The 15033-nt window shown below is 30.0% G+C and carries 13 protein-coding genes and 1 pseudogene; 1 reads left to right on the forward strand and 13 read right to left on the reverse strand.

The features are described 5' to 3' along the window. The first annotated feature begins 9 nt into the window (after positions 1-9). Positions 10-420 carry a hypothetical protein gene (locus HW275_RS03130; protein WP_178935084.1) on the forward strand — a complete coding sequence of 137 codons (411 nt, stop codon included), beginning with the start codon at positions 10-12 and terminating at the stop codon, positions 418-420. On the opposite strand, the gene cbiB is transcribed toward HW275_RS03130, so the two are convergent. The 13 genes and pseudogenes from cbiB to HW275_RS03195 form a co-directional block, all read right to left on the reverse strand. Beyond that, positions 415-1419, reverse strand: a complete 1005-nt coding sequence (cbiB, locus tag HW275_RS03135) for an adenosylcobinamide-phosphate synthase CbiB (protein WP_178935086.1) — start codon at positions 1417-1419, stop codon at positions 415-417. The genes HW275_RS03130 and cbiB overlap by 6 nt on opposite strands. Positions 1420-1450: 31 nt before the next feature. Next, the gene (locus HW275_RS03140) at positions 1451-2230 is read right to left on the reverse strand and encodes a polyphenol oxidase family protein (RefSeq protein ID WP_178935088.1); all 780 of its coding nucleotides are present in this window, start codon (positions 2228-2230) and stop codon (positions 1451-1453) included. A gap of 23 nt (positions 2231-2253) precedes the next feature. After that, positions 2254-2961, reverse strand: coding sequence for a hypothetical protein (locus HW275_RS03145; RefSeq protein ID WP_178935090.1), 708 nt, complete (start codon positions 2959-2961; stop codon positions 2254-2256). A gap of 35 nt (positions 2962-2996) precedes the next feature. Then, positions 2997-3929 (reverse strand): YeiH family protein, encoded by a 933-nt coding sequence (locus tag HW275_RS03150; RefSeq protein ID WP_178935092.1) that lies wholly within the window; start codon positions 3927-3929, stop codon positions 2997-2999. Positions 3930-3971: 42 nt separating this feature from the next. Beyond that, positions 3972-4862, reverse strand: coding sequence for a polyprenyl synthetase family protein (locus HW275_RS03155; RefSeq protein ID WP_178935094.1), 891 nt, complete (start codon positions 4860-4862; stop codon positions 3972-3974). A 109-nt stretch (positions 4863-4971) separates the two neighbouring features. Beyond that, entirely contained in the window at positions 4972-5193 is a 222-nt protein-coding gene (gene xseB / locus HW275_RS03160; protein WP_060918438.1) for an exodeoxyribonuclease VII small subunit, read from the reverse strand. Positions 5194-5220: 27 nt separating this feature from the next. Continuing rightward, positions 5221-5775: a 16S rRNA (guanine(966)-N(2))-methyltransferase RsmD gene (gene rsmD / locus HW275_RS03165; protein ID WP_178935096.1), complete on the reverse strand. Its 555-nt coding sequence runs from the start codon at positions 5773-5775 to the stop codon at positions 5221-5223. A gap of 93 nt (positions 5776-5868) precedes the next feature. Then, positions 5869-6639 (reverse strand): hypothetical protein, encoded by a 771-nt coding sequence (locus HW275_RS03170; protein ID WP_178935098.1) that lies wholly within the window; start codon positions 6637-6639, stop codon positions 5869-5871. 24 nt (positions 6640-6663) lie between these two features. After that, positions 6664-10220, reverse strand: a pseudogene (gene dnaE, locus HW275_RS03175) (DNA polymerase III subunit alpha). A gap of 34 nt (positions 10221-10254) precedes the next feature. Continuing rightward, complete coding sequence (locus HW275_RS03180; RefSeq protein WP_178935100.1) at positions 10255-11046, reverse strand: Cof-type HAD-IIB family hydrolase; 792 nt, start codon at positions 11044-11046, stop codon at positions 10255-10257. Between the two features lie 27 nt (positions 11047-11073). Continuing rightward, a complete protein-coding gene (locus HW275_RS03185) occupies positions 11074-12855 on the reverse strand; it encodes a DUF4032 domain-containing protein (protein ID WP_178935102.1) in 1782 nt (593 codons plus the stop codon). A gap of 65 nt (positions 12856-12920) precedes the next feature. Continuing rightward, complete coding sequence (locus tag HW275_RS03190) at positions 12921-13532, reverse strand: metallophosphoesterase (RefSeq protein ID WP_026749356.1); 612 nt, start codon at positions 13530-13532, stop codon at positions 12921-12923. 89 nt (positions 13533-13621) lie between these two features. After that, positions 13622-14761 (reverse strand): cysteine desulfurase family protein, encoded by a 1140-nt coding sequence (locus HW275_RS03195; RefSeq protein ID WP_178935104.1) that lies wholly within the window; start codon positions 14759-14761, stop codon positions 13622-13624. Positions 14762-15033 lie beyond the last annotated feature (272 nt).

The raw sequence follows: 15033 nt of genomic DNA on the forward strand, positions 1-15033 counted from the left end.
GGAAGAAAAATGCTGGAAAAAATGCCAAAAAACATAAAAAAAGCATATATTATTTCTATTTTTATTATGATATTAATCCTTCTTCTAGGGATAATTTTTAAGTGTGTAGAATTTTATTTTGGATATTTAACTGGGGCAGTAATTTCTACTATAAATATAAATTTGCTTGTGAATGGTGTGCATAATATCTTATACTTTCAGGATAGGGGTAAATTACGTGGAAATATTGAATATTTGAAGAGAATGTTAATATTTTGTGTGGGAATGTTTATAGTTGGGAAAGTAAGCCAGAAATATTTTGAAAGTCATGTACTGACAAATCTTCTGGCAACTGGAATTGGAACATTAAATTTTAAAATTTCATATTTTTTATGTTATTTGTATGAAAAAATAATTTCTAAAAAAAATAAATTTTTATAAAAACATATTAACAAAAAAATACAATATAAAATATACAATCGAATTAAATATACTATTAAACATTCCATTTATAATCAAATAAATTATAGAAAAACAAAATATCGCTACAAAACTTGTAACATACATCAATAGTATATTTTTTTTAATATCTTCTAATCTAAATTCCTTTTTCTTGTCTCCTATTGTCGGCTTTTCCACTTCTTTTCCAAAATACGAAACTTTTCCGCCAAACTGCACTCCTAATGCTCCTGCAACTGCACTTTCTGAATGAGCCGAATTTGGGCTTGCGTGATTCTTCCTATCCCTTTTAAATATTTTCCAGGCATTTTTGTAATTATATCTTAAAATATAACTTGCTGCTGTTATAAAAATTCCTGAAATTCTAGCTGGAATAAAGTTTACCACATCGTCTAATTTTGCTGAAAATGTACCAAACTTTGCATATTTCTCATTTTTATATCCGACCATTGAATCAAGTGTATTTATTGCCTTATAAGCCATTGCAAGCGGAAGCCCACCCACAAACATATAAAACATCGGTGCAATCACACCATCCACCTTATTTTCCGAAATAGTTTCCATCGTACTTCTAATAATCATAACCTTATCCATTTTTTCAGTGTCCCGTGAAACAAGATAAGACAATTTCTCCCTTGCCACTTTCAAGTTTCCTAATTTTAAGATTCTATAAACCTTTTTTCCTTCACGAGCCAGCGATTTTACCGAGAATACCGTGTACATCAAATAAATTTCAAAAATCTGCAAAACTTTTACAATTTTTGTCAATTTCACAAATCCATACATTACTAAAAATGTACTTGTAACTACTAAAATACCTAAAACTGCTCCACCAATAAAGCTTCCCTTTTTCCCGTATAATTTTTTCTCTAAAAATGTAATCATTTTACCAATAACCTGGACTGGATGTGTAATTTTCTCCGGATCTCCGAAAATCAAGTCCAAAATAAATGCAATCCATATTTTTATTAAAAAATTCATTACTATCTCCTATGCCTTTTTTCTGTAAATTTTATTTAAAACTAATCATAGCTGCAGCTCTTCCAGCATTTTTTCCTTCCCTTCTGTAAGAATGAAATTTCTCATCAAACGTACTTTCAGTTGCCACGATCAAATTTTCCTTTTTTATCCCAAATTTAAGTGCCATAAGTTCATTAAATTTTGTATTATCAAAGTGATACTTTCCTGTTTTTTCATTAAACCAAAATGACTTTTCCACAATTTCTCTGTTACTTTTCCCAAATTTTTCTAAAAATTTATCATAAAATTCGTTTCCAACTTCATAATCTTTCTGCCCAATCCCAATTCCTAACGCCATTACCACATTCTCTACTTGCGTCCCATAATTTTTTTGCATTTCCAAAAGCCCTGACTTCATCATTTCCTTAAATGTCCCCGGCCATCCTGAATGCCACACTCCTATAACCTGATTTTCCTTATCGTATACAAAAATCGGCAAACAATCCGCATAAAACGTAAAAATTGCAATATCTTTCCTTTTTGTCAGAAATCCATCAACATCTTCTTCTTTTTCATAATAATATTTTGTTATATCTTCATCAATAATTTTCACATTGTTAGAATGTGTTTGAAATGCCATCACTTCTTGTTTATCTGTTAAATTCAACTCTTCTAGCAACTTTTCACGATTTTTTTTCTGGATACCTTCTATTTGATTTTCAATTGGGCAGTAATCAGACATATTTCCAGCGATTTTTTTTGTATAAACCGCTGTGATACCGTATTTTTCAAACTCTTCAATATAATAATAATTTTCCTTTTCTATAAACATAATTATCTATCCTTACCTATTTTTTACATACTGTTTTCTAAATTTGACAACATCGCTTCCACCATCTTTATTTGTTCATCTAGATTTTTTACATGCCAAGTATTATTTACTTTATGCATATCAACAGTTATAGTCATTTCCACATAATTTTCTTCTTTTTTTAATTCATCTTCTATAACTCTACTTATAGCATCCATAATTTTAGAAAAAGCTTCTTTTTTCTCCATTTTTTTCATTTGAGCCATCATATCGTCTGCATCTTTATATTGTAGTTTTTTTAAAACAAGTTTAAAAACTTCATATTCATTTTCAAATTTTGAATCACTCTCTTTACTACCAAAAACTTTTACTTTTTGAGTAACTTGTGCTTCTTCATCATTAAAAAATCTAATTTCTTCTATTTTATTTTTTTGATGCTCAATACTTTTTTCTAACATACTAACCATCATTTGTTTCATTGCCTGAGCACCGAATATTTCATCTCCACTAAATGATTGTTTTGATATCGCATTTTCTATAAAGTTTTTAATAATGGCTCTTACTTTATTTTTGTATTTTTTATTGTCAGCTTCAAAACCTTTTTTTACTTCTAAAGACTCTTTTTTCATTTTTTGTTCAGAAATTTTATAGTTTTCACTTCTTGTAACAATGTAGTCCAATTTAGAATCAAACCCAAACATTTCTAAAGATAATATCACTAATAATGTTATAACTAATTTTTTTATTTTCACAGTACCTCATTTCCTTGTAATTATTTTTGATCTTTTTATAAAAACATCATTATCATATACCCTGAAATTATCGAAAAAATCCAAAGAGTAACGCCATACAAAAGATTTTTCCCAGTCATTTTTTTTATAGTCTGTACATTTAATGAAGTTCCAATCATATAAAGTGCAAGGGATAACAGCATTTTCCCTATTTGAGTAAGTAAACTGTAAATTGCTGGTAAATTTATTATTGTTGCAATAATTGAAGCTAAAATGAAAAATAATATAAAAATTGGAAATTTAATCTTTTTATTTTCAGATTTATTTAAAATGCTAAGAACGATAACTATTGGAATAATCCAGAGAGTTCTGGTAAGTTTCATAATTGTGGCTATTCTCAAGGCTTCTGTGCTGTGAAAAGCTGCAGCTGATACTACCGAACTGGTATCGTGTATGCTTAGTGCAGTCCATATTCCAGTTTGTTCAGCATTTAGCTTAAAATAATTAATAAAAAACGCAAAAAGAAATAATGCGACTGTATTTAAAATAAATACTATCCCAGTAGACAAGGCAATATCCTCATCAGAAGCCTCAATTACTGGAGAAGTTGCCGCAATAGCACTTCCACCGCAAATTGCAGTCCCAAACACAATTAATTGTGATAACTTCTTTTCCATTTTAAAAATTTTTGCCAAAAATAACCCAATACTTATAACTACAATCAAACTAATTGCCGTCTGAAAAATCCCTTTACTTCCAACAGCAACAACCTTGCTTATGCTAAGTCCAAATCCAAAAAATACGACAGCTGAATTTAGCGTAAGTTTTCGTATTTTCCCTAAATTTTTTGGAACTAGAATTAAACTGAAACTTGCCAGAATAATTCCCATAAGAAGAGATATTCCCGAAGCAAAAGCGTGAACACTTTTAATTAATGGAAGTATTAATGCAATTACACATCCCGCATAAAATATTATTTTTTTATTCATTTTATATCTCCTAACTTTCAAAATATTTACAAAAGGTTTTTATTATTTTTTCCTATTACCAAAATAATCCGTCAATTCTAAAAATAACTGATTCCCCTCAAATTCGTCAAAAATAATCTTTTTCGCTTTTTCCAAATACTCCTGTAGCAGCCTTTTACTTTCTTCAAGCCCAAAAATACTCGGATAAGTAGTCTTGTCATTTTCAATATCATTTGATTTTTTCCCAATTTTCTCAAAATTCCCTTCAATATCTAGAATATCATCCTTAATCTGAAAGGCAATTCCCAATAATTCTGAATATTCCACCATTTTTTCACGCTTTTCACTTTCAACATCCAAAGCAATCATCGGCAATTCAATCGCAGCAGTCAGTAATTTTCCAGTCTTATGAGCGTGAATATATTTTAATGTGTCAATTTCCACTTTCTTATTTTCAGACTCCATATCCACAAACTGCCCGCCGACCATTCCAAAAAATCCTGCATATTCAGATAATCTTGAAATAATCTCAATTTTATTTTTATCCCCTAAACTTTTAGAATTAGCAATTATTCCAAAGGCTTCCGTCAAAAGAACATCTCCCACAAGAACCCCGATTGCTTCATTGTATTTTTTATGAACTGTAAATTTACCACGTCTGTAATCATCATTGTCCATCGCTGGCAAATCATCGTGAACAAGTGAATAGCAATGAATAAACTCGAGTGCAGCGGCAATTTCCTTAATTTTATCATAACTTTTACAATTATTTTTTTCAAACAAATCACAAATCATATACATCAAAATAGGACGTATTCGCTTTCCTCCGTTCATAACTGCATATTCCATTGCCTCTGCCAATTTTTCAGGATATTTACCCCTATAATTCCCAAGTAATTCCCTCAGGCTATTCTCCACAACCTTCTTTTTCTCTTCCAAATATTCCCGTAACATTTTATCCCCCGTCACTCAAATTTTTATTTTAAATAAAATCTACTTAAAAACTGAACTCAAAAATTTTAAATATTCTGCTTCTATACCTTCAAAAATCTATCTTTAATTTTTATTCAAACTCTTCCATTTCCACTTTTCCATTTTTTTCAAGCACCTTCATAACTTTCCCTTCCCCAGCTTCAAGCAATTTTTCCGAATCCTTAATAAGCTTAATCGCCTTTTCATATTCAGAAATTGAATCATCTAGCGACAATTCCTCACTTTCCAATTTTTCCAAAATTTCATCAATTTGTGTAATATTTTCTTCATAACTTTGTTTTTTTACTGCCATTTTTATTTCTCCTTATTTTTTATTTTTTCAATCTTCAAACCTATAAAAACTAACCACCTTCTTATTATAATCCCTCTCATCGTATTTCACAAAATTACCAATGTTATCAGCCATTTTCTCATACGTGCTATGTTCTGAAATTATAATTCCATCCTTTTCCAAAAGATTTTCTTCCGAAATTTTTTCAATCGTTTTTGTTGAAATATTTTCCTTGTAAGGCGGATCTAAAAAGATTATATCAAATGCTTCACTTTTTCTTGCCAAAATTTCTATCGCTCGAAAAACATCATTTTTATAAGCACGGCATTTTTCTTCCACGCCAAGATGATTCACATTTTCAATAATTACTCTAAGTGCCTCCTTATCCTCTTCAATCATAATCGCCCTTTTTGCCCCACGGCTAAGTGCTTCAAATGAAACATTCCCAGTTCCTGAATACAAGTCCAGAAACTTTGCATCAACAACTTTTTCTCCAATTATACTGAAAATTGCCTCCTTTATTCTTTCCAGTGTTGGCCTGGTTTCTCTCCCCTCCCTCGACTTTATTCTCCTATTTTTCAACGTTCCTGCTATAATTCTCATTTTTCCCTCATTTCAATTTTTGTGATTCTCTCTATATTTGAATTAATCTGTGTATATTTTACTACATTTCTGGCAAAATTACCAATATTTACCCTACTTAAATTTTATTGAAATTTTTCCATCCAGATTTACTCCACTCTCTAGTAGTTCGTAATGCTCTTTTGTATTATTTTTACTAATATTTTTAAATTCATAATCTTTAAAATTTATACTGTCAATTTTTAAATCCGATTTATTATAAACATTTACATACAATATTTCCGCCTTATTTTTGTTAAAAAAATTGTCAACTAGCTCAAAACTGTACACAAAATCCTTATTTCTTGAAAATTTTGTATTTACCAAATCATAATAAACAGCGATTTTCCCTTCTTCCATCGACGGAATAACCTTTGAAATGGCAAACCATTCACGCTGGATACTATCTGTAACTTGACTCTCATAAATATTTTCATCAAATTTTATAACTGCCCTCAAATTTTGTGCCTTTTTATAGTCTGTCAAAAACTTTATATTTTTTACAAATTTCCCTCGGTTATTCGTATTTTTATTACTAAAATCCTCTTTTAAGCTCTTCTCAATATTTGTGTCCAGCCAGAACATAAACGTCGATTTCACATTATAATTCCCAATATTCTCAAATGTATAAACACTTTCAACCTTTATTGTTTTATTTTTCTCAATCGTAATATTCAAATCTTCCCTCTTTATAATTAGCGGCTCCTGTCTTACAATTTTTAAATTCCCAATTGCCAAAAATTCTGATTTCGCAGAAAATGTTACAATATTTATTGTAAAAAATATCATCATTATGAATGTTACTTTAAAAGATTTTTTTAATTTTTTATTATTTAAAAAAAACATATCTCAACTCCTTTAATTTTTTTATCATTTCAACTTTATCCTTTCAATTCCCACTAATTTCCCAATTTTCCTAATAAACTTGAGCGACAGATTCACATTATACTTTTTAGACAATCTCACAACTTCCTTTTTCTCATTAGTTTTAAATGCCAAAAATACTTGATTATCGCCTTTATTTTTTAAAATAATCTCTTTTAGTTTTTGATTTTTTTCTTTCACTTCTTCGTCAATTAAAATGTATAATTTCAGATTCTTGTTTTCTTCCAGATTTTCAATGTTGCAAATGTTGTTTAAAATTACTGTATTTTTATTTTGCTCGGAATTTACAATTCCTTCCAGCACCATAATTTGCCCTTCCGTGATTTTATAGCCAAAAGTTATGTATTCTCTTGGAAAACAGATTACTTCAATGCTTTTTTGAAAATCTTCCATTTCAAATTTTACCATCGGCTCTTTTCCAGCCCGTGTTGCAAATTTTTTCACATTTTTTACTATTCCAATAATTCGTACTCTTTTTAGCTCTTTTTGAGAAATTTCTGATATTTTATTATGGGAAATTATATTTATTAGATTTTTTTTCTCATTTAAAGGATGGCTTGAAACGTAGATTCCCAAATATTCCTTTTCGTTTTGAAGCAAGACTTTTTGGGGAAATTCATCATTTTTTTCATCTGGAAATCAACTGACATTTCTTTTTTACCGCCGAATAAAATCATTTGCAAATCTTCTTCGGACTCGTATTTTTTCTGGCTGTATTCCAGAAGTTTATCAATGGATCTATATTTTTCAAACCTGTTTCCATCAAGCCCATCCAATGCTCCCGATAAAATTAGTGATTCCAGCTGTTTTTTTGTAATTCCGTTTTGTTTCATCCGATATCCAAAATCTTTGTAGGAAACAAACTTTCCATTTTTTCGTTCTTTTTTTATTTCATTAATTAATGCTGCCCCCACGCCTTTTATCGCAAAAAGTCCAAATCTTATTCCAACCTTTCCAAAATTTTCATTATTCACCTGATTTTCTTCAATTTTAAAATCATAATCAGACAAATTCACATCTGGCAAAAATATATTAATTCCTTTTTCCTTAGCTTCATTCACAAAAACAACAAATCTATCCAGATTATGCACTTCGGTTGTCATTATCGCAGCAAAAAATTCTAATGGATAATTTGCTTTAAAATATGCTGTCCAGTAAACAATCAGAGCGTAAGCTGCCGAATGTGACTTGTTAAATCCATATCCACCAAATTTTTCCACTAAATCATAAATTTCGTTTGCCTTTTTCGATAAAACTCCCTTATTTTGAGCATTTGTTACAAATTTTTCACGATTTTTCTTCATTAGTTCAGGATTTTTCTTTCCAATTGCACGCCGCAGCTCATCAGCTTCTCCAAGTGAATAATTTGCCATTTCACTCACAATTTTCATAACCTGCTCCTGATACAAAATTATCCCGTAAGTTTCCTCAAGTATGTATTTTAGCGAATCATCAATATATTTTATCTCAGTCCTGTTATTTTTCACATTGATAAAATCATCCACCATTCCACTTCGCAAAGGTCCTGGACGGTACAGTGCAAGCAATGCAATTATGTCCTCAAATTTTTCAATTTTCATTTTCTTCATAAGGCTTCTGATTCCAGCCGACTCACATTGAAAAACTCCCATTGTATCAGCCTTTGTAAGCAATTCATACGTTTTTTCATCATTTAGAGGAATATCATTTAATACAATTTTTGTTTTTCGTCTTTTTTCAATATTTTCCACAGTTTTTCGCAAAATCGTGAGATTTTTCAAGCCAAGAAAATCCATTTTTAAAATTCCCAGCTCTTCCAGTTCCTTCATCTGATACTGTGTCGAAACAATCTTCGTCTTCCCATCAGAATAAGTCGGAATCTCATCACTTAGCACATCTTTGGAAATAACGACTCCAGCTGCATGAACAGAAGCATGCCGCACTTTTCCCTCCAATTTAAGCGAATAATCAATTACCCTTTTTATTTCTTTGTCAGTTTCATACATTTTTCTAATTTCAGGGATATTGTTCAGGGCATCTTTCAGTTCTGTATTAAACGGTATCATTTTAGCAATTTTATCGACTTTTACAAGTGAAACATTTAACACACGCCCTACATCACGAATCGCAAGCCTTGCCTTTAGCGTTCCAAACGTAATGATATGTGCCACATATTCCGCTCCATATTTATTCACCACATAATTTATAACAATTTCCCGCTGTTCCTGATCAAAATCTATGTCAATATCAGGCATCGAAATACGTTCAGGATTCAAAAAACGTTCAAAAATCAAGTTATATTCAAGTGGATCAATTTCCGTAATATTCAAAGCATACGATACAATGCTTCCAGCTGCAGAACCCCTTCCAGGCCCAACGTAAACCCCATTTTCACGTGAAAATTTTATAAAATCCCAGACAATGATAAAATATCCATTGTATCCCATTTTATCAATAATTTCCAGCTCATACTCTGCACGCTTCAAAACATTTTCCAAATTATTTTTTAATAATTCTTCCCGAATTTTAACTTCTTTCAATTTTTGCCCAGCAATTTCATCTTTTGCAATTTCTTTTTCAATTATCTCAAAATTTTTATCCAGCTGCAATTTTTCAGAATCTGAAACAGATTTTTTCAAATATTTGTGAAAAAGTCCCTTAAATACTAGATTTCGTAAAAACTCCTTTTCACTTACATTTTGCGGCAACGAATATTTTGGAAATTTAAAATGATGAAACTCAAAATCAACATTGCAGTTTTCCGCAATTTTTTCCACATTATTAATTCCAGTTTCGTAAAATTCGCTATATTCCTTATTTTCAAAACTTTTTTCTATTTCATTTTCAGATTTTAGATATAAATCATCATACAAAATTTCACTATTTTCCGATTTTTCTGTATCAATTTTGCTTCCCTCTTTTATTGATTCCACAATTTTCTGCAAAACTGCATCTTTCCGATTTGGATAATAAACATCGTTTGTAATAACAAAATTATTAAATTTATTTTTACGCACAATGTCAAAAAGCATTTTCCTAGCCTTTTCCAGCCTTTCCACAGCAGGAACTTCAATAAAGAAATTATCCCCAAAATCCTTACCAAGTTTCTCAATAACCCTTCTAACCTGAGTATTTTCCAAGTCCAGAATACCCTTTACAACCTCACTATTTATCCCGCCTGACAAAATATACAAGTCATCCGAATATTTTTTCAATTCATCATATTTAATTTTATTTCGATTCCGTGTGAACCTGCTATATGAAATTGACGACAACTTAGACAAATTTTTATACCCATTCTGATTTTTAGCAAGCAAAGTAAGTGAATACTCCCCCACTTTCTCCAGCCCATCCAGAAACACCTCAAGTCCAATAATCGGCTTTATTCCAGCATTTTTACACTTCTTAAAAAACTCAATCACCCCAAACATCGAAGTATCCGTAATTGCAAGTACTTTTGCCCCAATTTCCTTAGCTCTTCCAACATATTCATCAATCTTCCCAACACCTTCAAGTAGCGAATACTCCGTATGCAATTTCAAATGTACAAATTTATTTCCCATAATTTCTACCTAATTTCTATTTTTATAAAAATACCTAAAGTTCTTTTATCACTTCATAAATACCATCTTCATCATTTGACAGAGTAATTTTATCTTTTGAAAATTCCTGTTTCAATTCTTCCGTAGCATTCCCCATAAGATATCCATATTTCACAAACTTCAACATTTCCAAATCATTCCACTGATCTCCAAACGCCATTGTTTCTTCTGGGGAAATATCATATTTTTTCAACAGTTCCTTTATTGCCAGCCCTTTATTCACTTCCTTATTCAAACATTCCAAATAATATGGTTTTGAAAATACAAAATTAATATGCGGTAATTTTTCTTCCAGTTCCTTTTTCAATTCTAATAAAATCGCATTTTCCGCAATAAATAACGCCTTTGTGGAAGTTTTTCCAATAAATTCGTCAAAATTTCTTACATAATACGGAATTTCCACACTTTCTGAATATTTTACACCTTCGTCTGTTTCATTTTCAATATATAGCTTGTCATTCATATATAAATTCAGATGAATTCTCTTTTCTCTCGAGATTCTAATAAGCTCCTTAACATCCTGTGCCTCAACAGGCTTCTCAAAAATAACTTCACTATTCAAAGGATTTACAACTCTTCCTCCATTATAGTTAATTACTGGATTTTTTATCCCCAACATTTCCACAAAAGGCTTTGACGAAGAAAAGGTTCTCCCAGTTGCAATAAATATTTTCACTCCCTTTTCTTCCAGTTTTCTCAATTTTCTTATCAAATTTTCCGAAACCTTATGCTCACTTGTCAGCACTGTTCCATCCAAATCCATAAATATCGCTTTTGTATTATTCATTTTAATTCCCTTCCTTATTAACAAATTTTAAAATAACTTACCAAACAAATTTATTACAAAAAAATCTATAAATCCAATTTCATAATCATCTTCAAAAATGCCGCTATTTTCAATTTTCATAACTTTTTCCGTCTTGTACTCAACCACATTATCATCTTGCAAATAAAATTCTTTTAAATCTTTTTCCAAATTATTCAAAAATTCCTCTTCTCCAAAATTATCAAGTGCTATAAAAAATTTTACATAAGTTTCGTATTTTTTTATTTCTCCATATTTTTTCAATATCCCCTGAAAAATTTCAGGATTTTTCAAGTTTTTCAAAAATTCCTTTTTCTTTTCTAAAACAAGAAACTCTTTTACTCCAAAAAGAACTTTTTTATTTTTTGTATTTATCGCAATTTCTATATTTTCAGTCATTATATTCTCATATTTAGTAGATTTTCCTTCTGCTTTAAGCAAATTTTTTAATTTTAATAAACAAAAAAAATCATTTTGCAATTTTTCGTATTCATTCACGACAAAGCAATCTTTCTCATTTATTTTCAAAAATATTTCAACAATTGGTAAAAATACTTCAAGGATATAGTTCAGTGTGTTTACTTCAATATTGTCAAATTTCATTTTTGGTTTAGTTATTTGCTCTTTTTCAAAGTTATTTTCCTCAATAATATTTTCTCCATTCATATTGCTAAAATCATTATTTTCCTGAGCATTTAAAATTTTTATATAATTCAAAATATATTTAGCAAAATAAGTCCATATTTCATTATTTGCCATTTTTTTAGATTCAAACAAATAGCTGGAATATCTATTAGAAAGTTTTTCTATTCCATTTCTAAAATAACTTACAATTTCATTTTCTAATTCTGTTTCTGCTTGCATTTCATCTTTAAAATTAGAATTTATCAATTCATTATCAATCTTTTCCAATTTTTTACATTTTTCAATTAATTCTTGCGTCTGAATTTCACAAATATTTTCCAAATCTTTATTTTCGTTTGTTTTTACTAAATTTATAAAGTTAATTACACTATACAAATATCCTACATTTTTCCCATGATTTTTACTCAAATAATATTTATGTTCTAAAAAAAACAAAAAAACATCATCTGGATTACCTTCATAATTTTTAATTATTTCATTTTCAGAAAGTATCATTTTTATTGGTAAAAATATATTCATATACCAATTTTTAGCTGTTTCCTTCAAATCCAAATTTTCATTTTTTCTCTTGTCTAAAAGATTTTTATAACTTTCGATTTCTTCCTTCAAATATTTATATTTTATTGGCTCTGAAAGAAAAATATCAGAAAGTCCTGTTTCCTTCTCAAAAATCATATTCTCCCTGTAAATAACCTTATCCTTCGTATCCTTTGTTGGCAAAAACTCCTCCACTTGTGCCTCAATTGTCGCAAAATTTAAAAATTTTGCCACCGAAACCCTGTGATTGCCATCATAAACATAGTAATTATCCTTTATTTTGTAAAGAATAACCGTCGGAAGCATACTATCTGACGTATATCCAATGTAAATATTTATCCATCTCTGTTTTACCACATTATTTTTAGGAACAAAATTTTTATCAAAATCTGCATATTTTTCAACACTTCCTACTATTTTATCAAGCGGAATTTCCTTTATCCCTAAATTCACACTATTATAGGCATTTTCTTCCTTTTGAATTTCCGAAAACGACTTTAAATTCTCCTTTTTCTTAAAATTAAATCCAAATATACCTCTTGAAGATTTCAAAAATTTTTTATAAGCCTCTTCCGCCTCCATCACATTCATCAAAGTCCTATTTTCCATTTTTCCTCCAAATATTCACTTTTTCTAAAATATTTCAATAACTGTACAACTTTTTTAACATTTCTTTATTTTTCAATAGTAAATATCCTATATCCAAACGTATTTGACACCATTGTATCTCCAACCATTGTATCCTGATAATTCATAAAATTGGACAAATGTATATGTCCATGAATCCACAATTTTGGCTTAAAATGCTTTATAACCTTATGAAAAACCCTAAAACCATTATGAACACCATCGTCTCTATCGTGAATTCCTTCAGGCGAAGCATGGCTCAAAACAATATCAACACCTTTACGAAGAAAAAAAATATTTTTTAAAATTTTCATTTTCATCTGACTTTCACTATACTGATGTTCCTGAAACGAATAAACCTTGCTCCCATCAAGCCCCAATATCCGCAATCCCTTATATTTTATAAATTTACCATTAATTACCTTTGCAAATTCTATCGGACAATCCCTATTATACGTATGATTGCCATTAACACAAATCAAATCCTTATTCAGCACTGAAACAAGATAATCCAGATAATTGTTGGAAACATCACCAGCAGACATTATAAAATCTATATCCTTAAATCTCTGCTTCAATAAATCCTCTTCCATATCCGCCAAAATCTCAATATCACTCACACACAGAAACTTATATTTTTTCTTTTTGCTTTTCTTCATTTATTTTAATCTCCAATTTCAAACATATAATTATTTTTTTATTTAAAAATTTATCCTTATAATTTCAGATAAGTTATTTTTATTTAATTCTATGAAACAACTTCAATTAAATTTTCCACAAAATAATCTATATCTTCAATAGTAGTGTCTTTCCCAATGCTAATTCTAAATGAACCTTTCAATTCCTCATCAGTAAGTCCCATAGCCTTCAAAACGTGTGAATTTTCAAGCGATCCTGACATGCATGCTGAACCGCCGCTTATGCAGATTCCTCTTAAATCTAGTGCTACCAGTAGCATTTGTATATCCACTCCTTCTATGTAGACATTTGTTGTTGTTTTTATTCTATCCGCTTTTTCTCCATTTATTTTTATTTTTTTTCCAAGTTTTACAATTTCAGTTTTCAGTTTATTTTCTAGATAAGTTTGTAATTTTTCTTCTTTTTCTGACATTTCTTCCAAATTTTCATAAACTTCCTCAAGTGCCACACCAAGCCCCAAAACTCCGTGGACATTCTCTGTTCCAGCTCGTCTGTTCCTTTCCTGCGAGCCACCCCAGATTTCCTTTTCAACCGAATATTTTTTATCAATAAATACAAATCCTGCTCCCTTAGGTCCATAAAATTTATGTGCTGTCACCGTCAAAGCTCCTATTTTCAAATCTTTTGGCAAAATTTCCAATTTCCCTATTGCCTGAACTGCATCTGTATGAAAAAATATATTTCTCTCTGCCAAAATTTCTCCAATCTTCCTAATTGGCTGAATAACTCCAGTTTCATTATTCACAAACATTATCGATACAAGGGCGGTATCTTCCCTCAATTCCCGTTTCAATTCCTCAATATCCACAACTCCATTTTCATCAACGCCAATATACGAAACTTCATATCCTTCATTTTCCAACTGCTCAAAGGTTTTCAAAATCGTAGAATGTTCTATTTTAGACGTTATAATATGTTTCCCCTTATCCTTATTCGCCTTCAAAAATCCCCTTATCAAAAGATTATTCCCCTCAGCCCCACCAGATGTAAATACAATTTCAGTCGTTTCCACCTTCAAATTCTGCGCTATAATATGTCTTGCCCTTTCCACAGTTGATTTTGCCCGTTGTCCCAAAGTATGTACAGACGATGGATTTCCATAATTTTCACTAAACGATTTTGTCATCTCTTCTATCACTTTGTCGGACATTTTCGTAGTTGCGGCATTATCTAAATATACTATTTTCATTTTTAACTTTCTTCTCCTTTTTTCAATTCATTATTTTATCAAAATTTATTTATAGCGTTAAAGCTATTTTAAAAAATTCTAGTTATGCTATTCAAAATTTCTAATTCATTTAATTCTTAATTCAAATTTGAAAAGAACCAAACATATTTTTTATCCGCTGTGTATCCAGCAAATTTTGACATATCTTCTTAACAAGCAAAGCAATAAATAGTTTTCCCCGAAAAGTTTCATACTATTTCCCGTTTGAATAGCAGATTAGTTATGAATTCTGT

The organism is Leptotrichia sp. oral taxon 223, assembly GCF_013394795.1.
Lineage (GTDB): Bacteria > Fusobacteriota > Fusobacteriia > Fusobacteriales > Leptotrichiaceae > Leptotrichia.

Excerpts from the sequence above, each read along its gene's own strand:
- HW275_RS03150 (WP_178935092.1), bottom strand. The coding sequence starts at position 3,929 with ATGAATAAAAAAATAATATTTTATGCGGGATGTGTAATTGCATTAATA.
- cbiB (WP_178935086.1), bottom strand. The coding sequence starts at position 1,419 with ATGAATTTTTTAATAAAAATATGGATTGCATTTATTTTGGACTTGATT.
- rsmD (WP_178935096.1), bottom strand. The coding sequence starts at position 5,775 with ATGAGAATTATAGCAGGAACGTTGAAAAATAGGAGAATAAAGTCGAGG.
- xseB (WP_060918438.1), bottom strand. The coding sequence starts at position 5,193 with ATGGCAGTAAAAAAACAAAGTTATGAAGAAAATATTACACAAATTGAT.
- HW275_RS03190 (WP_026749356.1), bottom strand. The coding sequence starts at position 13,532 with ATGAAGAAAAGCAAAAAGAAAAAATATAAGTTTCTGTGTGTGAGTGAT.
- HW275_RS03180 (WP_178935100.1), bottom strand. The coding sequence starts at position 11,046 with ATGAATAATACAAAAGCGATATTTATGGATTTGGATGGAACAGTGCTG.
- HW275_RS03195 (WP_178935104.1), bottom strand. The coding sequence starts at position 14,761 with ATGAAAATAGTATATTTAGATAATGCCGCAACTACGAAAATGTCCGAC.
- HW275_RS03140 (WP_178935088.1), bottom strand. The coding sequence starts at position 2,230 with ATGTTTATAGAAAAGGAAAATTATTATTATATTGAAGAGTTTGAAAAA.
- HW275_RS03130 (WP_178935084.1), top strand. The coding sequence starts at position 10 with ATGCTGGAAAAAATGCCAAAAAACATAAAAAAAGCATATATTATTTCT.
- HW275_RS03170 (WP_178935098.1), bottom strand. The coding sequence starts at position 6,639 with ATGTTTTTTTTAAATAATAAAAAATTAAAAAAATCTTTTAAAGTAACA.
- HW275_RS03155 (WP_178935094.1), bottom strand. The coding sequence starts at position 4,862 with ATGTTACGGGAATATTTGGAAGAGAAAAAGAAGGTTGTGGAGAATAGC.
- HW275_RS03185 (WP_178935102.1), bottom strand. The coding sequence starts at position 12,855 with ATGGAAAATAGGACTTTGATGAATGTGATGGAGGCGGAAGAGGCTTAT.